Genomic DNA, 21,886 nt, shown 5'->3' with positions numbered 1-21,886 from the left:
GGATGCCTCTGAGCACCCGCTATAGCCAAACAAGTTATTCCGCGTTAGCCTGACAAGGTAACCACACATGGTTCATGCGAAAGGAACACTCAACGTGGCTGAGCAAGCATTCATCTATGAGGCGATCCGTACGCCCCGTGGCAAGCAGCGCGGTGGCTCGCTGCACAGCATCAAGCCGGTCGATCTGGTCTCCGGCCTGATCGACGAGGTCCTGTCCCGTCACGGCGGCCTCGATCCGGCCGACGTCAACGATGTCGTCCTCGGCGTCGTGTCGCCGGTGGGCGAGCAGGGCGCGGTCATCTCCCGCACCGCGGCGCTCAACAGCGGCCTGCCGGAGAGCGTCCCCGGTACGCAGATCAACCGCTTCTGCGCATCCGGCCTGGAAGCCACCAACCTCGCCGCGGCCAAGGTCGCATCCGGCTTCGACGACCTGGTCCTGGCCGGTGGCGTCGAGTCGATGTCGCGCGTGCCGATGGGCAGCGACGGTGGTGCACTGTTCACCGACCCGGCCACCGCGTACGACAACTACATCGTCCCGCAGGGCATCGGTGCCGACCTGATCGCGACCATCGAGGGCTTCAGCCGCGAGGACGTCGACGCCTTCGCCGCCGAGTCGCAGGCTCGCGCCGAGAAGGCTTGGACCTCCGGCTATTTTGCGAAGTCCGTCGTCCCGGTCCGGGACATCAACGGCGTCATCGTGCTCGATCAGGATGAGCACCGTCGGCCCGGCAGCACCGTCGAGGGCCTCGGCAAGCTCAAGCCTGCCTTCCAGGCACTGGCCGACATGGCCGGCTTCGACGATGTCGCGCTGCAGAAGTACCACTCGGTCGAGAAGATCAACCACGTGCACACCGGTGGTAACAGCTCCGGCATCGTCGACGGCTCCGGCCTGGTGCTGCTCGGCAGCGAAGAGGCGGGCAAGCGCAACGGCCTCACCCCGCGCGGCCGGGTCGTCACCTTCGCCGAGATCGGCAGCGAGCCGACCATCATGCTGACCGGCCCCACCCCGGCCACCGAGCTGGCGCTGAAGAAGGCCGGACTGACCGTCGACGACATCGACGTCTTCGAGCTCAACGAGGCGTTCGCGTCGGTCGTCATGAAGTGGATGAAGGATCTGAAGATCCCGCACGAGAAGGTCAACGTCAACGGCGGCGCGATCGCCATGGGCCACCCGCTCGGCGCGACCGGCGCGATGATCTTCGGCACCTGCCTCGACGAGCTCGAGCGCACCGGCGGCCGCTACGGCCTGGTCACCCTGTGTATCGGCGGCGGCATGGGCGTCGCGACCATCATCGAGCGTCTCTGACCTTCCATTTCGCAGTCCCCGACCCTTCGTGACGTCTCGCCCCTTCGTGACGCCTCGCTCGTTCCTCGCGAGGCTCCTCAGGGGGCAGAACGCGCTCCTCAGGGATCGAGGACGCCGCACAGAAAGAATCTTCGAAACACATGAGTGACAACCTGTTCAACTGGGAGAAGGACGCCGACGGCGTCGTCGTTCTGACCATGGACGATCCCAACCAGGGCGCCAACACCATGAACGAGCTGTTCATGACGTCCGTCCCTGAGATCGTGGACCGCCTCGAGGCCGAGAAGGACGACATCACCGGTGTCGTCATCACCTCGGCCAAGAAGACCTTCTTCGCCGGTGGCGACCTGAAGGACATGAGCAGCGACCGCGGCCCGCAGTCGAAGGAAGAGATCGCCACCGCGATCACCGAGCGCACCAACAGCATGAAGAAGGTGCTGCGCCGCCTGGAGACCCTCGGCAAGCCGGTCGTCGCGGCGATCAACGGTGCCGCCCTGGGCGGTGGCCTCGAGCTCGCGCTGCACACCCATTACCGCATCGCGGCAGACGTCAAGGGCAACCAGATCGGTCTTCCCGAGGCCACCCTCGGCCTGCTGCCCGGTGGCGGCGGTGTCGTCCGCACCGTGCGTCTGCTCGGCATCCAGAACGCCCTGATGGGTGTCCTGCTGCAGGGCCAGCGTTTCAACCCGACCAAGGCCAAGGAGACCGGCCTGGTCGACGAGGTCGTCGGCTCGATCGAGGAGCTCCTGCCCGCCGCCAAGGCGTGGATCAAGGAGAACCCCGAGGCGCAGCAGCCGTGGGACAAGAAGGGTTACAAGATCCCGGGCGGTGCTCCCACCAACCCGGCGTTCGCCGCGAACCTCCCGGCTCTGCCTGCGTTGCTGCGCAAGCAGATCAAGGGCGCGAACATGCCTGCGCCGCGGGCCATCCTGGCCGCTGCCGTCGAGGGTGCCTACGTCGACGTCGACACCGCCGACATCATCGAGACCCGTTACTTCGTCTCGCTGGTGACCGGTCAGGTCGCACAGAACATGATCAAGGCCTTCTTCTTCGACCTGCAGCACATCAACGGTGGCGGCTCGCGTCCCGAGGGCATCGAGAAGTACACCGCCAAGAAGGTCGGTGTGATCGGCGCGGGCATGATGGGTGCCGCAATCGCCTACGTGTCGGCCAAGGCCGGCATGGAGGTCGTGCTCAAGGACATCGACATCGAGGCTGCCAAGCGCGGCAAGGGCTACTCGGAAAAGCTCGAGGAGAAGGCGCTCGCCAAGGGCAAGACCACGCAGGAGAAGAGCGACGCTCTGCTCGCGCGGATCACGCCGACCGTCGACGCCGCCGACTTCAAGGGTGTCGACCTGGTGATCGAGGCGGCCTTCGAGTCGGTCGACGTGAAGCACAAGGTCTTCCAGGAGATCGAGGACATCGTCGAGCCCGACGCCGTGCTCGGTTCCAACACCTCGACCCTGCCGATCACCAGCCTGGCGCAGGGTGTGAAGCGGCAAGAGGACTTCATCGGTATCCACTTCTTCTCGCCCGTCGACAAGATGCCGCTGGTGGAGATCATCCGTGGTGAGAAGACCTCGGACGAGGTGCTCGCCAAGGTCATCGACTACACGCTGGCCATCCGCAAGACCCCGATCGTGGTCAACGACAGCCGCGGCTTCTTCACCAGCCGCGTGATCGGCACCTTCATCAACGAGGCCGTTGCGGCCGTCGGCGAGGGTGTGGAGCCTGCGTTCATCGAGCACGCGGGAACCCAGGCCGGTTACCCGGCCGCGCCGCTGCAGCTGATGGACGAGCTGACCTTGACGCTGCCGCAGAAGATCCGCAAGGAGACCGAGGCCGCGCTCAAGGCCGAGGGCAAGTCGATCCCGGAACACGGCAGCAACGCCGTCGTCGACTGGATGGTCGAGAACGGTCGCACCGCCAAGAAGGACGGCAAGGGCTTCTACGACTACGACGAGAACGGCAAGCGCACCGGACTGTGGACCGGTGGGCGTGACCACTTCAAGTCGGGCACCACGGAGATCCCGTTCGAGGACATGCAGGAGCGCATGCTCTTCGCCGAGGCGCTGGAGACCGTGAAGTGCTTCGACGAGGGTGTGCTCACCTCCGTTCCCGACGCCAACATCGGTTCGATCTTCGGCATCGGCTTCCCGGCGTGGACCGGTGGCGTCATCCAGTACATCAACCAGTACGAGGGTGGCCTGCAGGGCTTCGTCGACCGCGCGCGTGACCTGGCATCGAAGTACGGCAAGCACTTCGAGCCGCCGCAGTCGCTCGTCGACAAGGCAGCCAAGGGCGAGAAGTTCTGATCTCGCGCTGATCTGACGCTGAAGGGGCCCCGACCGGTTGGTCGGGGTCCCTTCTCGCTGCACCGATGCGTTCCCGCTGCACCGATCGATGCAGCGGAACCGCAATGGTGTAGCGGCGAGCGCGGCATCAGGACCTGATGGAACCGGTCGCTCGGCGGGCTGCGTCCAACAACGCATGACCCGCTATCCCCCCGATCGATTCGGCCTCATCCGCCGGGAGGCCGCCCGCGCCACAGACATCGCAGACGATCACCTCCGCGCTGCGGTCCGCGCCGGCGATCTGCTCCGCCTCATTCCCGGCGTCTTCGTCGAGAGCAGCGATGACTTCGCCGGACATGCCGGTGAAGATGCGCTCTACCGTCTGAGATGTATCGCGGTGGCCACGTCTGAGCTCACCGGCGAGACCCCTCCGCCGCTGAGCTTCGACTCTGCGGCCGCGATGCACGGACTCCCGCTCCTCAGATCCGACCGCAACCGGGTTCACGTCACCAATGGGCGTCTCGCCGGCGGCTCGGTCCGGAGATACCGCCACACGCATGCCGGAATGTGGACGCCGGCCGAGCTCGACGTCGTCGACGGCATCAGGGTCACCAGCCTCGAGCGGACGGCGGTGGACGTGGCCATGGCCGGGACGTTCGCACAAGGTCTGACCGCATTCGACGGCGCGATCCGTGCCGGCGCCGACCGGGCGACGATGGCTGACATGTGCGGTCGCCGTCGTCGGCAGGGGATCGCCACGGCGCGTCGCGCACTTGCGGCCGCCGATCCGCTGTCGGCGAGCGTCGGTGAATCCTGGAGCCGAGCGCAGATGATCGAAGGTGGGCTGCCGTTGCCGCGGCTACAGAGGGAATACCGTTGTGGGACAAAGACCTACGAGGTCGATTTCGACTGGGAAGGTCGGATGGTCGGTGAGTTCGACGGCAAGAAGAAGTATGTGACGTTGCGTCGGCCGGGTGAAAGCGCCGAGGACGCGGTGATGCGGGAGAAGGTCCGCGAGGACCAGCTGAGCGCGCTCGGCGTGAAGGTGATCCGCTGGACCTGGGCCGTTCTGGAGAAGCACGGTCTGGTGGCGCTGTTGCGGCCCTGGCTCCTCCAATTCGGGCTCCTCGCCGCCTGATCCCTCGACCCCGCTGCACCATTCCGTTCCCGCTGCATCGATCGACGCAGCGGGAACGGAATGGTGCAGCGGGAACGTCGTCAGCGCAGCAGGAAGGCGCGAACGGCCGACTCGAACGCCTCTTTGGCCTCGATCATCACCCAATGTCCGCACTTGGGGAAGATGTGCAGTTCGGCGTCGGGGATCAGGCGCATCGGCACCATCGACATGTCGGGAGGGCTGACGCGGTCGTCGCGGCCCCAGGTCAACAGCGTGGGGCAGGAGACCTTGTGCATCATCGCCCAGTACGGCGGTGTGTCGGAGGCCGCCATGAACTGCTGCTGCATCTCGAAGGCCGCCGAGCCGTACATCATCTGCGCGGTCTTCTGGGCGTCGGGATGGATCGCGGCCTCCCATCGCTCCTCGATGAGCTCATCGGTGACGAGCTTGCGGTCGTAGACCATCGCCGAGAGCCAGCGGACGAGTTTGTCGCGGTCGGGGGCATCGGTGAACTCTTGCAGCAGTCGCAGCCCCTCGCTCGGGCTGGAACTGAACACGTTGGGGCCGACGCCGCCGATGGTCACCAACTTCTCGACGCGGTCGGGCTTCTTGATCGCGAGGTTCACGCCGACGACGCCGCCCATGGAGTTGCCGATCATCGGAGCGGACGGGATGTCGAGGGCGTCCATGAACCGGATTACCGACGACCCGGCGGTGAGCACCGGATGGCCTTCCACCGGGTCACTCACGCCGAAGCCCGGGAACTCCACGACATAGCAGTGGTGGGTCTGGGCGAAGTACTCGAGGTTGCCCCGGTAGTTGCGCCAGCCGGTGACGCCGGGCCCGGAGCCGTGCAGCAGGATCAGCGGTGGCGCCGAGGCGTCGCCGGCCTCGTGATAGCGCAGTACGCCCTGGTCAGTGGTCAGTTCGCGTTTGGTCGCGTCGAAGGTGACATCCACGCACACCAGAGTAGAACCTGTTCTAGTTTGTTGTCACGGGTGGTTTCGATACGCGTCGGGCTCACTTCGTTTGCACGGCGCCACTCAACCAGCGGCGAGCGCGGCGCTGGTCAACCAGCGGCGGGCGCGGCACTGGTCGACCAGCGGTTGGAGGGGTGACGCTTCACCGTCCGAGCGCGTTGATGTCCTCTTCGCCGAACTGTTCCTCCAGGGTCTCGGGCGAGTAGTCGAGGTCGATCTCGGCCACCGGCCGTCCGCGAGCGGATTCGATCGCACTCAGCCGCCGCTGGCCACGGTCGGCCGCGTAGGCGATGAACTCGCTGTTGTCGAGGCCGAAGGGCTGTACCTCGAACTGTTCGTTGACCCAGTTGATCATCCCGAGGGCCAGGGGCATCAGCTCCTCCATCCGCGCGGTCACCACGTCCCAGAGCGAGTCGTCGGCGGCCACGTGGCGTCGACACGTGAAGGTGCCCCACGCCATGTGCCGGCGTTCGTCGTTGCCGATGAAGCGGATGAGCTTCTGCATCCCGGGAAAGATGTCGTGCCGCGTACACACCGTCTGCCAGGCGTGATAGCCGGTCAGAGCGAGGCTGCCCTCGATGACGTGGTTGTAGGTGACGCTTGCCCGGATCTGATTGCGTGGCGACGGGTCGCTGTCGAGAAGCTGCAGCGACGAGGGGAGTTCCTCGTAGAACAACTGCCGGTAGTACGGATTGTCGGCGACGAACGACTGCAGATCCCCGGTCAGGCCGACGGCGTCCATCCACATCCGGAACACCTGGGTGTGCTTGGCCTCCTCGAAGCAGAATTGCGACAAATACATCTCGTCGCCGAAACGGCCGTCGGCCGCCATCGCCTTCATGAACGGCTGGATGTCCTGGGTGACCGCCTCCTCGCCCGCGATGAACTGACTCACCAGGTAGGTGGTGCTGCGTCGTTGCTCGTCTGTGATCTCGTTCCAGTCCTGGCTGTCGCGGCGGAAGTCGATGGCGGCCGGATCCCAGAATCGGGCATTGCCTTTGATGAAGAGCCGCAACGGAAACGAGTCCCAGTTGAGGCCGCCGGTACGTAGGGACGCGAAGTCCTCGCGCCCACGCGACTTGTGTTCGGCCAGAGTCATGGTGATCACCCGCTAACGATCATTTGGGAGAGATAAATCGACGCTAGTCCGCGCACCACCCAAACGTGTTGATTTCTCCGAACTCTCAGGATCGCGATTTGGTGTCGGTGGTGCGGCCGACTGACCGACCGATCGTGTGGACCATCCCCGCAAACGGCGAGATGCTCAGCGGGACAGGCGACTTGGCCACCACACCTTTTTTCCGATGTCGAGTGTGAGCGCCGGGACGAGCAGCGACCGGACGATCAATGTGTCGACAAGGACACCGAACGCGACGAGGAAGGCGATCTGCACCAGGAAGAGCAGGGGGATCACGGCGAGTGCGGCAAACGTGGCAGCCAGCACCACGCCCGCGGACGTGATGACTCCGCCGGTGGCGGTGAGCCCCCGGATCATGCCGGGTCGGGTGCCGTGGGTGTGCGCTTCCTCCCGGACGCGGGTCATCAGGAAGATGTTGTAGTCGATGCCGAGTGCGACGAGGAACACGAACGCGAACAGGGGCACCACCGGGTCCGCGCCCGCGAAGCCGAACGGTCCATTGAACAGCAATGCCGCGACGCCGAGGGTGGTTGCGAACGACAGCACGGTGGTGGCGAGCAGGAGCACGGGCGCGACGACACTCCTCAACAGCAGCATCAGGACCACCAAGACCACCAGCAGCACGATGGGGATGATCAGGTTGCGGTCGTGGATGGCCGTGGTGCGGGTGTCGAGATCGGTCGCGGTACTGCCACCGACCAGCGCATTCGCGCCGTCGATGGAATGAACGCGGTCGCGGATTCGGGTGACGGTGTCCTGCGCGGCCAGGGACTCCGCGTTGTCGGTCAGGGTCGCCTGGACGGCGACGCGACCATCCACCACCAGAGGCGCGCCGCCCTTCTCGACGAGTTCGGCCGTCGCGACCCCGTCCACGTCGCGGACCGCCGCCAGGACGTCGTCTCCGGTGGCGTCGTCGGCGATCACCCAGGTCGGCGAGCCGCTGCCGGCGTCGAAATGCCGGGCCTGGATGTCGGCGCCCTCCACCGACTCGACCGTTCCGATGAAGTAGTCGGTTTGCGCGATGCCGTCGGCCTTGAACGTCGGCGCAAACGCGGCGCCGACGAGGAGGACCACGAGCGTGACGATCCAGATGGTGCGGGGTCGCGCGGCGACCCGGTCGGCGACCCTGGCCCAGAGGCGATGCGCACTGCCGGGCTCGGAGTCATCGGTGTGGGCAGGGCGTAACGGCCAGAAGGCGGTGCGGCCGAGGAGCGCGAGGGCCGCGGGCAGGAAGGTCATCGACGCGAGGAACGACGTCGCGATGCCGAGGGCCGCCACCGGGCCGAGGCTGCGATTGGAGTTGAGGTCGGAGAACAGCAGGCAGAGGACCCCCAGGATGACGGTCCCCGCCGAAGCGGCCACCGGCTCGATGGTGGCCCGCCAGGCGCTGCGCAGTGCGGCGTACTTGTCGTCGGTGCGCGTGAGCTCCTCCCGGAATCGGGACACGAGGAGCAGCGCGTAATCGGTCGCGGCGCCGAAGACGAGGATGAACAGGATGCCCTGGCTCTGCCCGTTGAGTTCGAGTACGTCGCCCTTGGCGAGTACGTAGACGAGACCGGAAGCCAGGCCCAGGGCGAAGATCGCCGAGAGGATGACCACGAACGGCAGGATCGGGCTGCGGTAGACCACGATCAGGATGGCGATCACGACTGCCCCTGCCACCAGCAACAGGATTCCGTCGATGCCGCTGAACGCATCGCTGAGATCGGCCGCCTGACCCGCCGGCCCGGTCACCTTCACGACGAGCCCCGGGGGTGCTCCGCCGAGCGCGTCGCGGAGTTGTTCGACGGCGTCCTCGGGTTCGCCGTCGGTCGCGACCGGGACGAACATCTGGGCTGCCTGGCGGTCCGCGGACGGGATCGGCGGCGAGAACTCGGGTCCGAAGCCGGGAGTGCCCTGCAGCGGCTGGGTTGCGCTGGTGAGGAATTCCAGATCCTGCGGCGTGATGCCGGAAGTACGTTCGGCGATGACGATGGCGGGCAGCGTGTCGGTGTCGGAGAAATCGCCGAGGACCTTGTTGACCTCGGTCGACTCGGCCGACGCCGGCAAGAAGGTGGTGTTGTCGTTGCTGGAGACCGAGGCGAGCTTGCCGGCGTAGGGGCCGGTGACACCGCCGATGACGATCCATCCGAGCAGTAGGAGTGCGGGAATCAGCCAGCGGAGCCGGGGCCGTGTCGCCATGGCGTCATCCTTCCATGGCCGCTGTGGGCCGGCTCGACGGCGGTGCCGGAATTGTCCGGAGCGCCCGAGGACGCTCGATGGTGTGCGTGGCGACCACGACGGCCCCCATAGTGCCCGAGCGTTCGATCGGTCTGCTCAAATCCTCACCGCCGCAACGTGACCAACGATTTCGTATGCACGTGAGTGCATATGAGGCAACGATATGGAGCAGGTCTCATATCGCTGTCTGAGAGAAAGGTGCGAACGAGATGAAAACCAAAGGGGCTATCCTCCGCAACCCGGGTGAGAAGTGGCAGATCGAAGAGTTCGAACTGGGTGATCCGGTGGCCGGTGAGGTCCAGGTCAAGCTGGTCAGTTCCGGTCTCTGCCATTCCGATCATCACCTCCGCACCGGCGACAGCCCGGCGCCCATGCCGGTCCTCGGCGGCCACGAGGGTGCCGGTGTGGTCACCAAGGTGGGTCCGGGTGTGACGCGGTTGAAGGAAGGCGACCATGTGGTCACCGCCTTCATCCCTGCGTGCGGCGTCTGCGAGCCGTGCTCGCGCGGCGACCAGAACTTCTGCGACGAGGGCGCTCGGCTCCTCACCGGGCTGTCCATCTCCGACGACACGAACCGGGCGCACACCAGTGACGGTGAGGCGCTGACCCAGATGTGCATGCTCGGGACGTTTGCGCCGTACATCACGGTGAACCAGGCATCGCTGGTCAAGATCGAGGAGGACATCCCGCTGCAGCAGGCAGCGCTCCTCGGTTGCGGTGTCGCCACCGGCTGGGGTTCGGCCGTCGAGATCGGTGGAACGCACGCCGGCGACGTCGTCGTCGTGGTCGGTATCGGTGGTGTCGGCATCAACTCGGTGCAGGGTGCGGCAGCGGCCGGTGCCCGCATCGTCGTCGCGATCGACCCGGTGCCGTTCAAGCTGCAGATGGCCGAGAAACTCGGCGCCACCCACACCTTCTCGTCGATGGACGAGGCGCTGCCGGTCCTCGGCGAGATCAGCTGGGGCAAGATGGCCAACACGACCATCCTGACGGTCGGCGAGATCGACGGCTCCATGCTGGCGCCGGCGCTCGCGCTCACCGGTAAGGGCGGCCAGGTCATCGTCACGGGCATGGGCAACTTCGCGTCGATGGATGCGCAGGTCAACCTGTTCGACCTGACCCTGATGCAGAAGCGCGTGCAGGGAGCCATCTTCGGTGGGGCGAGCCCGCGCACACAGGTGCCGACGCTGCTCAACGAGTACCGCGCCGGCAAGCTCAACCTCGGCGACCTGGTGACCCAGACCTATCGGCTGGACCAGATCAACGAGGCCTACGACGACATGCTCGAGGGCAACAACATCCGCGGCATGATCGTCTACGGCGACGACGACTACTGAGCACCCCTCGCCTGAGGAGCACCCCAACCCCCGCCCCCTGAGGAGCGCAGCGTCACGAAGGGTGATTGACGCCCTTCGTGACGCTCGCAGGCTCGCTCCTCAGGGGGCGGTGTGGGCTGGCAAGGCTCGCTCCTCAGGGCGGTGGGTTCCTCGGGGAGTGGTGGGTCCGTCAGGGTTCGGTGGGCGGTTTCCCGTGCATCGCGGCCAACCGCGCGTTGTATGCCGCCAGCGCGGCCTCGTCGTCGTCGACGTCGACCGAATCGGTGCCCAGCGCATCACGCCGTGCCGACTCGAGGAACGACGGACGGACCTTGCCGAGATGTCGTGCCGCAGAGTCCTGACGTCCACGCCCGAGTCCCTCGGCCCGGATCCATTCCCACGCAAGAAACACCAGCAGGCACATCATCAGCCCGTCGCCCGCCCACCACATGATGGCACCGGCCGCGCTCTGGTCGGCCATCGCCGACGGGTTGAGGATCGATTCCGCACCCCATCCGGCCCGCGAGGCCGAGAAAGCCGGCGCTATCTCGTAGCTGGTGAGCATCAAGATCACACCGACGAAGGTGTCGGCGCCCATGGCCACCAGCAGAGTCACGAACCGTGCGGCGTAGCTGTAGTCGTGTCCGGTCAGTTCGTCGCCGACCAGGGGCAACAGCAAGAGATACCCGCTGACCAGGTAGAGCACGAGTTCGCTCTGATGAATCCACATGTGCTCGCTCATCTGCTGCTGAAAACCGGTCAGATGTGTCAACACCAGAACTGCGGTGTACAGCGGCACCGTGAACATCGGTGCGGTGATGAACCGGATCGCGGAGCTCGTCATGGCCCGTTCCACCGCCGTCCCGCCGCGGGCACCGAGAGCCAGCGAGCACAACCTGATGGGTTGCGCGAGTACGAGGAACAGCGGGATCACGGTGATCATCAGCAGGTGCACCACCATGTGCATCCAGAACAGATGGTGGGCAAACGAGGCCACGCCAGAATTGAGTGAGACGACGAACAGTGCCATCGCCAGCACCCAGGAGGCGGAGCGGGACACCGGCCAGTGGCCGACCCGGATCGCGCCGACGGCATAGGCCAGGGTCGCGACGGCCAGCAGCACCCAGACGATCGGCGTCGCAGTCCAGGATGTCCAGAAATCGGGCATCATTCCGTCGTGCATCGTCACACCGACCAGCCTAGGCCTGTGCCCGACCGGCTCACCAGACAGCCGTCAGCGGCGGGCGCGGGCCGTCACGAGCACATTGAGGAACCGCAGACCCAGTCCGAGCAGGACCAGGGTGCTTGCCATCTGGATGGAGACCGCGACCCGGGCCGCCTGCGAGTCCGCGGCGATGTCGCCGAATCCGGTGGTGGTGAACACGGTGAGGCAGAAGTACAGCGCGTCGATCCTGGTCAGGTGTGCGTTAAAGCTCCCGTCGGCGTACTCGGAGAACAGGAAGTACGCGGTGGCGAACGCGACGATGTACAGCGCGGCGATCGCGACGAGCATCTCGACCGCCGTGGCGATCGGGTAGTCCGAATGCACGAAATGCCGGATCTCCCACGCGCAGAAGGCGATGAGCAGCGCGGCGCCGACGATCAGGCCGACCAGGTTCGCCGAGCTCTCCTTGCCGATCGGCAGCAGAAAGTAGCCGAACAGCAGGATGACCGCAGCGGCGATCGGGCGGATGATCGCCTTCGCGATCTGTCGCCGCCCGATCCGCTCCGGCAACCCGCGTGCCGCGCCGGTCGAGTTGTCGCTCAACGCATCACCAGATCCGCACGCGATCCGCCTCGTCGAGATAGAGCTTGTCCCCGGCCGAGACGTCGAAGGCATCGTAGAAGGCGTCGATGTTGCGGATCACGCCGTTGCACCGGAACTCGGGCGGGGAGTGCGGGTCGATGGACAGCCGCCGGATCGCCTCGGCATCGCGGGTCTTGGTCCGCCAGATCTGCGCCCAACTGTAGAAGACTCGCTGGACTCCCGACAGTCCGTCGATCACGGGAGGCGTGGTGTTCTGCGTGGCCAGCCGGTAGGCGACCAGCGCGATCGACAGACCGCCGAGGTCGCCGATGTTCTCACCGATGGTGAACTCGCCGTTGACCTTGTACTTCTCGTCGAGTCCGTCCGGCGTGAACTCGCTGTACTGATCGATGAGTTTGCGTGTGCGCGCCGAGAACTCGGTTCGATCGTCGTCAGTCCACCAGTCGACGAGGTTTCCGTCACCGTCGTATTTCGCGCCCTGGTCGTCGAACCCGTGGCCGATCTCGTGACCGATGACCGCCCCGATCCCGCCGTAGTTGGCCGCGTCGTCGGCGTCGGGGTCGAAGAAGGGCGGCTGCAGGATCGCCGCGGGGAACACGATCTCGTTCATCCCGGGGTTGTAGTAGGCGTTGACCGTCTGCGGCGTCATGAACCATTCGTCGTGGTCGACCGGGCGGCCGATCTTGGCGAACTCCCGATCCTGCTCGAATGACGAAGCGCGGGCGACATTTCCGATCAGGTCGCCGCGGTCGACGGTGAGCGTCCCGTAGTCGCGCCAGTGGGCGGGGTAACCGATCTTGGGGGTGAACTTGCCCAGCTTGACAAGTGCCTTTTCCCGCGTGGCCGGCGTCATCCATTCCAGGTCGGAGATGTTGCGACGGTAGGCGGCCACCAGGTTGTCGATCAGCTCGTCCATCCGGGCCTTTGCCTCGGGGCCGAAATGCTTGTCGACGTAGAGCTTTCCGACGGCGAATCCCATCGCGTCCTCGACGAAGCCGACGCCGCGCTTCCAGCGGTCGCGGATCGACTCGGCGCCGGTGAGGGTACGGCCGTAGAAGTCGAAGTTCTCGTCGACGAACTCCGACGACAGGTACCCCGCGGCCGAGCGCAGCAATCGCCAGGTCAGCCAGGTCTTCCACTCCTCGAGGGGACGTGTCGCGATGAGTTCCGCGGTACCGGTGACGAAGCTCGGCTGTCCGACGACGACCTCGGCGAAGGTCGCGTCGCCGGTCTTCCCGAGACCGCCCAGCCATGAGTCGACATCGAAATCGCCTGCTGCGCCGGCAAAATCGGCGAGGGTCATCAGGTTGTAGGTGAGGTCGGCGTCGCGGCGGCGCACCACATCCCAGTGATGGGTGGCCAGTGCGGTCTCGAGGTCGAGGACCGCCCGGGCCCGGTCCTGCGCGTCGTCGAAACCGGCGAGCGCGAACATCCGGCCGACGTGCGCCACGTAGGCCTCGCGGGTTTCGGCGTGCTTGTCCTCGCGGTAGTACGACTCGTCGGGAAGACCGAGGCCGGACTGGACGACGTGTACGAGATAGCGGTCGGACTGCTTGGCGTCGGTGTCGACATAGAAGCCGAAGAGGCCGCCGACACCGTGCCGCTGCAGACGGCCGATGCGGGTGCTCAGTTCGCTCAGCGAGCTGATGGCCTCGATCTTGTCGAGCTCTCCGCGGATCGGGCCGATCCCGAGGGCGTCGATGTGCGCGGTGTCCATGAACGACGCGTAGAGGTCACCGATCTTCTGGGCGTCGGTGCCGCTGTCCGGGTCCGACCCGGCACATGCGGTGATGATGTCGCGCACGTTCTCCTCGGCGCGATCACGAAGCACGTGGAACGCTCCGTCCACCGAGCGGTCGTCGGGGATCACGTGGCTCTCCAGCCACTGGCCGTTGACGTGGGTGAACAGGTCGTCTTGCACGCGGACATCGGCGTCGACCCAGCTGAGATCGATTCCGGAAACGGGCGTGGTGTCAGTCTGTGAAGCGGTCACCCGTCCATCCTGGCATCGGATACGCGATTCGTCAGCCGGCTCTGCCGCCGGCGCAATCGCTCTACGGTGGTGGCATGAGCGGAGCATCGGATGTGAACGCGTATGACGTGGTCGTGATCGGCGGGGGACCGGTGGGTGAAAACGCCGCCGAGTACGCGATCAAGGGCAGTTCCCGAACAGCGGCGATCATCGAGCACGAACTCGTCGGCGGCGAATGTTCGTACTGGGCGTGTATGCCGAGCAAGGGACTGCTGGGTCCGGGCGCCGCGCTCGAGGCGGCGTCCGGGTTGGCCGGCGCCCGTGAGCGGTTGACGGCGCCCGCGCCGGACCGCGGCGCCGTGCTGGGCTGGCGCGACACCATCACCCACGGCCGCGACGACAGCTCGCAGGTCGAGTGGGCGACCGGTGCCGGCATCGACGTGATCCGCGGGCACGGGCGGATCGTCGGTGAGCGCGAGGTCGAGGTCGGGGATCGCCGAATCGTCGCGCGACAGGCGGTGGTCGTCGCCACCGGGAGCACCGCGTCGGTGCCACCGATCCCCGGGCTGCGTGAAGCGCGGCCGTGGACGTCGCGGGATGCGACCAACATGGTGGAGGTCCCGGAGCGGATGGTGGTGCTCGGCGGTGGGGTCGTCGCGTGCGAGGCCGTCACGTGGCTGCTCGACCTCGGAGTTCGGGAGCTGACAATGGTGATCCGCGGCGACCGGCTGCTGCCGAAGGCCGAGCCGTTCGTGGGTGAACACGTCGCGGTAGGGCTCACGCGGCGTGGTGTCGACATCCGATTCGGTGCACAGATCTCGGCCGTCGAACGGCCCGACGTCGCGGACACGGGCTACGGGCACATCCACGGTGGTCCGGCTCGTGTCACGGTGGACGAGGGCGCGGGCAGCGCGGTGCTCGAGGTCGACGAGATCCTGGTGGCAGCCGGAAGGTCCCCTGCCACAACCGATCTCGGCCTCGAGGCGTTGGATATCGAGGATTCCGGCCCCCTGCGGGTCGACCACCACATGTCCGTTCCCGGTCAGCCGTGGCTCTATGCGGTCGGCGACGTCAACGGGCGGGTGGCGTTGACGCACATGGGCAAGTACCAGGGCCGGGTCGCGGGGGACGTGATCGCCGCACGAGCCGAGGGGACGCCGCTCGACGGCTCACGGTTCACCGCCTCGGCCGACCGTGACGCGATCCCGCAGGTGGTGTTCACCCGTCCCGAGATGGCGGCGGTCGGCCGGACCGAGGCGCAGGCACGCGACGAGGGTATCGACGTGGTGATCGCGGAAGCCGACATCGCGGTCGCCGGGTCGTACCTCGTATCGCCCGACTACGCCGGTCATGCCAAGCTCGTCATCGATCGGTCGCGCGATGTGCTGGTCGGCGCCACCTTTGTCGGTGCGGAGACTGCCGAACTCGTCCACTCCGCGACGGTCGCGGTGGTCGGCGAGGTGACCGTCGACCGGTTGTGGCATGCGGTGCCGTCGTATCCGACCGTCAGTGAGGTGTGGCTCCGGCTGCTCGAACAACTGCACTGAACTGTCGCCCGTGTCGACGGCCTCGCTCACTTCGAACTGTTGGACTCCGCGGCCGCGCGAAAGAGGGCGAGCAGCGCCTTCTCGTCGATCTCGTCGTCCTCGTGGAAGTCGATGGCCCGGCGCGTGTTGCCGTCGAGGCTCGAGTTGAAGAGCCCGACCGGATCGTCGAGGGAGGCGCCCTTGGCGAAGGTCACCTTCACGTAGTTCTTGTACGACTCGCCGGTGCACAGCATCCCGTCGTGGTACCAGACCGGGACGCCTCGCCACTTCCATTCCTCGGTGACGTCGGGGACGGCCTGCTTGATGAGGTCCCGTAGCAGGGCGAGCGTCTCACCTCGCCAATCACCCAGCTCGTCGATTCGGCGATCGATCAACTGTGCGGGAGTCATGTTCTGGCCGTCACCCGTGTCGTCAGAAGTCATGCCGATGATCGTGCCACGGGCGGTGAACCGATCGAGGCATTCTGTCCACGGGTGAACTGGTAAGACCACTTGACCACCTGACCGGGTTCCCTTAGCGTCTGAACCATGCCGTTCGAGCCGATCGCGCCCCGCAGCGTGCCCGAAGATGTCTACGAGCAGATCGTGGAGGGCGTGTTGTCGGGGGACCTCCCCGCCGGCGAGACGCTGCCGAGCGAACGGGAACTCGCCCGGGTGCTGGGGGTGTCGCGGCCCGCCGTCCGCGAGGCGCTGCGTCGCGTCGCGAGCGCCGGGTTCGTGACGATCCGGCAGGGGCAGGGCACGCGGGTGCTCGATCCGATCGCCACCGGGGGGCTCGATCTGCTGCCACGACTCCTGGTGCGGAACGGGCAGCTGGTCCCCGGGGTGATGCGGTCGATGGTCGAGGCACGCGCATTGATCGCGCCGAAGGTGGCCGAGCTCGCCGCTCGCCGGTGCGGCGACGACACCGTGCAATCCCTTCGGGCCTGTGTCGACCGGCTCGCAACCGGCACCGACCCGGTCGCGCAGCAGGTTGTCGCGCTGGAGTTCTGGGGTGGGGTGGTCGACGCGGCGGAGTCGATTGCGTTCCGGTTGATGTTCAACTCGCTGCGAGCCGCCTACGAGCCCGCGTTGCCTGCGCTCGCCGCGGTGCTCGAACCCGAGGTCGGCAATGTCGAGGGCTATCGCGCCGTTGTCGACGCGATCGCCGGGCGCCGGCCGGCGGAGGCGGAGAAGGCGGCCCGTGCGCTGCTCGCGCCGGCTACCGCGGCGCTCCTCGAACTATGCGAGACGATCTCGGACGACTCGTCGGCCGGATCGGACACGGAGGGATGAATCCGGTGAGAAGCAAAGGGAAACAGCTGATGTCGACGCGGGCCGGCCGCCGCGACGTGACGTTGCGATCGGCCTTCGGTGAATTCGTGAGACACCCGTCGCCCTGGATGATCGCCGGCCTGCTGGTCGGCGCTGTGGTTGCCCGGGTCTGGATCGGCGGCTGGGGCATGGCCGACCTGCTGGTGCCGGTTGTGATGGTCGCGGTGTTCCCGATCGTCGAATGGCTGATCCACGTCATGATCCTGCACTGGCGTCCCAGACGGTTCGGACCGGTGACTCTCGACACCCAGCTGGCGCGTAAACACCGTGAGCACCACAATGATCCGCGTGACATCCCGCTGATCTTCATCCCCTGGCGGTCGCTGATCCCGGTGCTGATCGCCGCGCTCGTCGTCGCCTTCGTCCTGTTCCGCAGCGTCGAGCGGGGGCTGACATTCCTCGTGTTGCTCGGTGCTCTCGGGCTCGTCTACGAGTGGACGCACTACCTGATCCACACGGACTACAAGCCGCGCTCGCCTCTGTACCGCGCCACCTGGCGCAACCATCGGTTCCACCATTACCGAAACGAGCACTACTGGTTCACCGTCACCACCTCGGGTACGGCCGACCGCCTGCTGCACACGTACCCCGACCCTCAGTCGGTGGCGAAGTCGCCGACGGCCAAGAATCTGCACGCACTGGACGAGGCCGGGTAAAGCGTTCAGGACATGAGGTCTCGCAGGTCACGATCCATGGACCAGACGAGGACTTCGGCATCGGTGTGTGCCGTCAGCGGCTCGCCGCCGAGGTCGCCGGCGCGGACCGAGTCCCCTTCGTCGAGGCGGGTGCCTGCGAGGTCGAGGGTGCCGCGGGTGACGTACACGTGCGTGTGGCGGGCGGCAGGCAGATCGACCGTCGACCCGGAGACGAAACGGGCGGCGTACAGCGTGGCCGACCGGTTGGCGATGCGGATGGCAGAATCACGGGCCGGATCGCCCGATGCGATCGGGACCAGTCGGCCCGGCGCGAGCTCGTCGTCGACCTCGCGCTGATCGTAGGACGGAGCCAGCCCGAGCTCGTCGGGCATCACCCACATCTGCACGTATCGCACGGGTGTCACGCCGGCCTCTGCGCGGGGTGCCCAACGGTCGTTGCGTTCCGAGTGCTCGATGCCGGTGCCTGCGCTCATCCGTTGTGCCAGTCCGGGATAGACGATTCCGGAGTGGCCCTCGGAATCCTGGTGCACCAGTGAGCCGGACGTGACCCACGTGACGATTTCGGACTCGCGGTGCGGGTGTGTAACGAACCCTTCACCCGGCGCGACGATTTCATCGTTATTCACCAACAGAACACCGAAATGGGTGTTGGATGGATCGTAGTGATCGCCAAAGGAGAAGGCATGGCGGGACGTAAGCCACTCGGTCGTCGTTACCGCACGGTCTCCGGCCGGAATCACGCGAAAGTCCATGCCACATTATGGGCCGATTCTGCGACGACGAAGTCGTCGACTATGGTCCCCGTCACGTCGCCGGAACCCCGAGACCCGATCGTGACCGCTCGGATACCCGAATGGAAGCTGGCGGCATCGAAATCCAGTGTGACAAGAGTGAAAATTGAGACTATGAAGATCTGGGCGAAGCGTGCGCCGAAGATGGCCTGCGCAGCGGCAACCTGCAGCGTCGCCGTCGTCGTGCTCAGCGCATGTGGAATCGGCGGCGACGACGACAGCGGTGCAGCGGGCGCTGCGCGGCATTTCGCGGCTGCGATGGAGCGGCAGGACGCCGGCGGCGCCGCCGGATTCACCACTGCGCCGGGACAGGCCGGAGAGGCACTGACCCAGACGCTGCAGGCGATGAACGCCGAACACGTCGACGTCGACGTGGTGAAACCCGTGGAGTACAGCGACGGGACGGCGTCGTTCTCGCTGAAGACGACATGGCGATGGGCCAAGGACCGGAGCTTCGAGACGACCAGTTCGGGGACCGCTCGGCACCTGTCGACCGGATGGAAGCTCACCTGGGAACCGTCGATCATCTATCCCGGGCTGCCCTACGGTGGTCAGCTGCGTGAGATCCGCACCGACGCCACCCCGGCGCCGACGGTGCGCAGCAAGTCGGGCAAGACCTTCATGTACCTGCAGCCCGTGAACGAGATCATCCTGGACCCGAACCGGACCAAGGACGTCAACCAGTCCGCGCGGGCGCTCGCCAGGACACTCGCACCCATCGCCCCGCTGGTGACGACGCAGGTGATCTCGCAGAAGCTCGCCGAGTCGCAGGGCAAGCCGATCAAGGCGGTCACCCTGCGCGATCCGGACATGGAGGTCATGACGTCCAACCCGGACACCGTTCCGGGGGTGAGCGTGCGCAAGGCCGGCATGCTGGTGATGGCCGACAGACGTTTGTCGTCGCCCCTGGAGCCCGGCATCACCAACTACTGGCAGGCCATCCGTGACGCCACGGCCGGGTGGCAGGTCCAGATGGTCGGCCCCGGTATCAAGCCCCGCAAACTGGCGGGTGAACAGGGACCCCCCGGGCCGAGCGTGGACACCACCATCGACCAGAACCTGCAGCTCACCCTGGGTGATGCGGCGGTCGAGGTCGGCCAGCCAGCCACCATCATGGCCCTCGACGCCGGCAGCGGCGCGATCCTGGGCATGGCGCAGAACAGCTACGCCGTCGAACGTGGCATCAACGCCAATTCCACCCACCCCGTCGGGAGCACGCTGAACCCGGTGCTGGGCGAGGTCGATCGGACGGCCACGGCCACTCAGCAGTCCACGGACGCGATCATGGATCGGCTCGGCCTCGGTGTGCAGTTCACCGTCCCGGGTGCCAGCGCACCGACGGCCGATCAGCCGGGTGTCACGACCGTGGACTTCCGGCCCGGCGACCTGAACGCCTCGATGATGAACATGGGTGCCCTGGGTGTCGCGCTGGCACGCAGTTCGATGGGTCAGATGAGCTCGGTGCCGCCGTTCGTGATCAAGGGCGCGCCGACCAGCGTGGTGGGCGGGAAACTCGGCGAACTCGACGCCGCGACGACGGCTCCGATCCTGCAGGCGATGGCCGTGACCGCCAAGACCGGTGACGCCAGTGACCTGACCGGAGCGCCGGGACTGCGGGCACTCGTGGGCACCAACGGCCCGCAGGGGCCCGGCTGGTTCCTCGGGCTGCAGGGTGGCAAGGTCATCGTGATCTACTGCGAAGGCGACAAGTCGGGCACCGCGGCTCTGCAGGTCGCGCAGAAGTACTTCCGGATCAAGTAGTGCGCCGTCGGGCGATGAACCCGGCGACCGCGCGCCACCCGATGAGGAACACGCCGAGCGAGATGGTGGCGACGATGATGAAGCTGACCGCAACTCCCTGGTGGAGCAGGTAACGCAGGATCATCCCGACGGCAACCGCGCAGAACCAGATGATGACGCCGGCAGGGGCGATGCGTTCGGGGCGGAAGTCGTGGCCGAACCAGTCGCTCGACCGGACATGGGAGTAGACGTAGGCGATCGACCATCCGGCGGCCGCGCCGACGGCGAACGGCCACAGCGTCTGGAGCACGCCGACGACTGCGAGGCCTTCTTCGTGACTGGACCGTCCGATGAGGACGAAGACGGTGACCGCGACCAGGTCGATCACCGCGGTCACCGGCATGGGCAACGAGCGCGTCGACGTCGGGGCGGCGTCCGCGGCGACAGGCGTGGACCTCGACATGGTTTTCTACGGTAGCGGGTCGTCGGGCCTGCGGGAACTCTCCCCGTCCGCGTCGTGCTCCCGGGGTGTCGGATCCGGCGTGTCGTCGCCGGTGTCGTGCTCCAACTCCTCCTCCAGGGTCTCGCCCTTGCGGAAACTGTTGCGGAACATCACCAGCACGACGATCCAGCCGATCGCCGCGACCAGCACATAGCTGATCAGCCGGTACACCAGAACCGCGGTGATGGCGTCGGCGGCGGGCATACCCGCGCTGGTGAGCGCTGGGACGAGGACGGCGTCGACCACACCGATGCCGCCCGGCAGGAGCGGTATCGCGGTACCGACCGCCTTGCCCGCCGCGTAGGCGACCATCAGGCCTGCGATGCTCGGATGGGCGCCGACGGCCCAGCAGGCGAAGGCCAGGCAGGCCACGTCGGCCACCCAGTTGAACATGCTCCACGCGAACGAGATCGTGAGGTCCCGCCGGGACAGCTGCACGGCGCGCAACTGCTCGAGGACCTCGATGACGCGCTCGTGGCCGTGTTGCTTCGGCTTGTTGCGGATCTGGTTGAGCCAGTCGAGGATGCGCAGGACCGTGCTCTGCAGTGACTCCGGGTGGCTGGCCAGGTATTGGAACACCACGACCACCGCGACGAACCCGACTATGGAGAAGAACACCGAGAACGGGCTGGTCTTGGCGCCGGCGAGGAGTGCGCCACCGAACCCGAGCACGGCGAGTCCGACGCCGGCCAGCAGCCCGGACATCACGACCTGCCAGGATGCGACCACCGGGGTGGCACCCCACTTGCGGCTCTCCCGGTACACGAACGCGGGCGAGAGGACGGGCCCGCCCGGCATGGTCTGACTGACCGAGTTGGAGGCCAGGACCACCGACAGCGACTGCCATTGTCTGACCCGTACGCCCGCCGATCGCAGCAATGCTCGCTGTACCTGCGCGAAACTGTCCATCGACAGCAGCGCGGCGAAGATGCTCGCCACGATCCAGACCCAGTCGAGGTCGCCGATGCGGCGCCAGGCCTCTTCCAGGCTCGGCGAGATCAGCACCACCTCGACCGCGAGGACCGCCACCACGACCGCCAGCAACACCCATCGCAGCCACCAGAAACGTCGCCGCGTCGCGACGCGCCCGGTTTCTGGTCTGTCGGTCGACATAGCCCACACCATATCCACAGCTAGGCTGGCAGCTGTGAGCGATGCCGACACCGCCGGCCGCGCGCGGGACGAGCCTGCCCGCGACCGGGGCTCCCGTGTTCGTGACGACCGGG

Annotated in this window: 18 protein-coding genes; 8 read left to right on the top strand and 10 right to left on the bottom strand. The window is 66.6% G+C overall.

What is annotated here, in order from left to right:
* Nucleotides 1–94: 94 nt before the first annotated feature.
* From GTV32_RS13175 to GTV32_RS13165, 3 genes are all read left to right on the top strand, one after another.
* Nucleotides 95–1,306, top strand: a complete 1,212-nt coding sequence (locus tag GTV32_RS13175; protein ID WP_161060702.1) for an acetyl-CoA C-acetyltransferase — start codon at nucleotides 95–97, stop codon at nucleotides 1,304–1,306.
* A 140-nt stretch (nucleotides 1,307–1,446) separates the two neighbouring features.
* Nucleotides 1,447–3,621 carry a 3-hydroxyacyl-CoA dehydrogenase NAD-binding domain-containing protein gene (locus GTV32_RS13170; RefSeq protein WP_161060701.1) on the top strand — a complete coding sequence of 725 codons (2,175 nt, stop codon included), beginning with the start codon at nucleotides 1,447–1,449 and terminating at the stop codon, nucleotides 3,619–3,621.
* Between the two features lie 175 nt (nucleotides 3,622–3,796).
* Complete coding sequence (locus GTV32_RS13165) at nucleotides 3,797–4,738, top strand: hypothetical protein (protein WP_161060700.1); 942 nt, start codon at nucleotides 3,797–3,799, stop codon at nucleotides 4,736–4,738.
* An 80-nt stretch (nucleotides 4,739–4,818) separates the two neighbouring features.
* On the opposite strand, the gene GTV32_RS13160 is transcribed toward GTV32_RS13165, so the two are convergent.
* The 3 genes from GTV32_RS13160 to GTV32_RS13150 all read right to left on the bottom strand — a co-directional run bounded on the left by GTV32_RS13160 (nucleotide 4,819) and on the right by GTV32_RS13150 (nucleotide 9,016).
* Nucleotides 4,819–5,676, bottom strand: coding sequence for an alpha/beta fold hydrolase (locus GTV32_RS13160; RefSeq protein ID WP_161060699.1), 858 nt, complete (start codon nucleotides 5,674–5,676; stop codon nucleotides 4,819–4,821).
* Between the two features lie 163 nt (nucleotides 5,677–5,839).
* Entirely contained in the window at nucleotides 5,840–6,796 is a 957-nt protein-coding gene (locus GTV32_RS13155; protein WP_161062510.1) for a R2-like ligand-binding oxidase, read from the bottom strand.
* A 165-nt stretch (nucleotides 6,797–6,961) separates the two neighbouring features.
* Nucleotides 6,962–9,016 carry an MMPL family transporter gene (locus tag GTV32_RS13150; RefSeq protein ID WP_161060698.1) on the bottom strand — a complete coding sequence of 685 codons (2,055 nt, stop codon included), beginning with the start codon at nucleotides 9,014–9,016 and terminating at the stop codon, nucleotides 6,962–6,964.
* Between the two features lie 248 nt (nucleotides 9,017–9,264).
* Between GTV32_RS13150 and GTV32_RS13145 the strand changes: the two genes are divergently transcribed.
* On the top strand, nucleotides 9,265–10,392 hold the full coding sequence (locus GTV32_RS13145; RefSeq protein WP_161060697.1) for an NDMA-dependent alcohol dehydrogenase: 1,128 nt from the start codon (nucleotides 9,265–9,267) through the stop codon (nucleotides 10,390–10,392).
* A 169-nt stretch (nucleotides 10,393–10,561) separates the two neighbouring features.
* Here the strand turns inward: GTV32_RS13145 and GTV32_RS13140 are convergent, their stop codons facing one another.
* Genes GTV32_RS13140 through GTV32_RS13130 form a run of 3 tightly spaced genes read right to left on the bottom strand, consistent with a single transcriptional unit; the run spans nucleotide 10,562 to nucleotide 14,132 of the window.
* A complete protein-coding gene (locus GTV32_RS13140) occupies nucleotides 10,562–11,554 on the bottom strand; it encodes a cytochrome c oxidase assembly protein (protein WP_237421835.1) in 993 nt (330 codons plus the stop codon).
* Between the two features lie 51 nt (nucleotides 11,555–11,605).
* On the bottom strand, nucleotides 11,606–12,139 hold the full coding sequence (locus GTV32_RS13135) for a potassium channel family protein (protein WP_237421540.1): 534 nt from the start codon (nucleotides 12,137–12,139) through the stop codon (nucleotides 11,606–11,608).
* A 4-nt stretch (nucleotides 12,140–12,143) separates the two neighbouring features.
* Entirely contained in the window at nucleotides 12,144–14,132 is a 1,989-nt protein-coding gene (locus tag GTV32_RS13130) for a M13 family metallopeptidase (protein WP_343287314.1), read from the bottom strand.
* Nucleotides 14,133–14,206: 74 nt separating this feature from the next.
* Here GTV32_RS13130 and GTV32_RS13125 point away from each other — a divergent pair, with 74 nt between their 5' ends.
* Nucleotides 14,207–15,658, top strand: coding sequence for an NAD(P)/FAD-dependent oxidoreductase (locus GTV32_RS13125; RefSeq protein ID WP_161060693.1), 1,452 nt, complete (start codon nucleotides 14,207–14,209; stop codon nucleotides 15,656–15,658).
* A 26-nt stretch (nucleotides 15,659–15,684) separates the two neighbouring features.
* On the opposite strand, the gene GTV32_RS13120 is transcribed toward GTV32_RS13125, so the two are convergent.
* A complete protein-coding gene (locus GTV32_RS13120; RefSeq protein WP_161060692.1) occupies nucleotides 15,685–16,080 on the bottom strand; it encodes a DUF1801 domain-containing protein in 396 nt (131 codons plus the stop codon).
* A 105-nt stretch (nucleotides 16,081–16,185) separates the two neighbouring features.
* On the opposite strand from GTV32_RS13120, the gene GTV32_RS13115 reads away from it, so the two are divergent.
* Both GTV32_RS13115 and GTV32_RS13110 read left to right on the top strand, forming a co-directional pair.
* Complete coding sequence (locus GTV32_RS13115) at nucleotides 16,186–16,932, top strand: GntR family transcriptional regulator (RefSeq protein WP_161060691.1); 747 nt, start codon at nucleotides 16,186–16,188, stop codon at nucleotides 16,930–16,932.
* Between the two features lie 29 nt (nucleotides 16,933–16,961).
* Nucleotides 16,962–17,627, top strand: a complete 666-nt coding sequence (locus GTV32_RS13110; RefSeq protein WP_237421834.1) for a sterol desaturase family protein — start codon at nucleotides 16,962–16,964, stop codon at nucleotides 17,625–17,627.
* Between the two features lie 5 nt (nucleotides 17,628–17,632).
* Here GTV32_RS13110 and GTV32_RS13105 read toward each other — a convergent pair whose 3' ends face one another.
* Complete coding sequence (locus tag GTV32_RS13105) at nucleotides 17,633–18,379, bottom strand: pirin-like bicupin family protein (protein ID WP_161060689.1); 747 nt, start codon at nucleotides 18,377–18,379, stop codon at nucleotides 17,633–17,635.
* A gap of 153 nt (nucleotides 18,380–18,532) precedes the next feature.
* Between GTV32_RS13105 and GTV32_RS13100 the strand changes: the two genes are divergently transcribed.
* Nucleotides 18,533–20,179, top strand: coding sequence for an NTF2-like N-terminal transpeptidase domain-containing protein (locus GTV32_RS13100; protein WP_161062509.1), 1,647 nt, complete (start codon nucleotides 18,533–18,535; stop codon nucleotides 20,177–20,179).
* Here GTV32_RS13100 and GTV32_RS13095 read toward each other — a convergent pair.
* Together GTV32_RS13095 and GTV32_RS13090 are read right to left on the bottom strand one after the other, a co-directional pair.
* Entirely contained in the window at nucleotides 20,172–20,621 is a 450-nt protein-coding gene (locus GTV32_RS13095; protein WP_161060688.1) for a DUF3054 domain-containing protein, read from the bottom strand. The two genes, GTV32_RS13100 and GTV32_RS13095, sit on opposite strands and share 8 nt — an antisense overlap.
* A 6-nt stretch (nucleotides 20,622–20,627) precedes the next feature.
* The gene (locus GTV32_RS13090) at nucleotides 20,628–21,773 is read right to left on the bottom strand and encodes a YbhN family protein (RefSeq protein WP_161060687.1); all 1,146 of its coding nucleotides are present in this window, start codon (nucleotides 21,771–21,773) and stop codon (nucleotides 20,628–20,630) included.
* Nucleotides 21,774–21,886 lie beyond the last annotated feature (113 nt).

This window comes from Gordonia sp. SID5947 (assembly GCF_009862785.1).
In the GTDB taxonomy this organism is placed as follows: domain Bacteria; phylum Actinomycetota; class Actinomycetes; order Mycobacteriales; family Mycobacteriaceae; genus Gordonia.
This window is presented reverse-complemented; position numbering and strand designations above follow the sequence as displayed.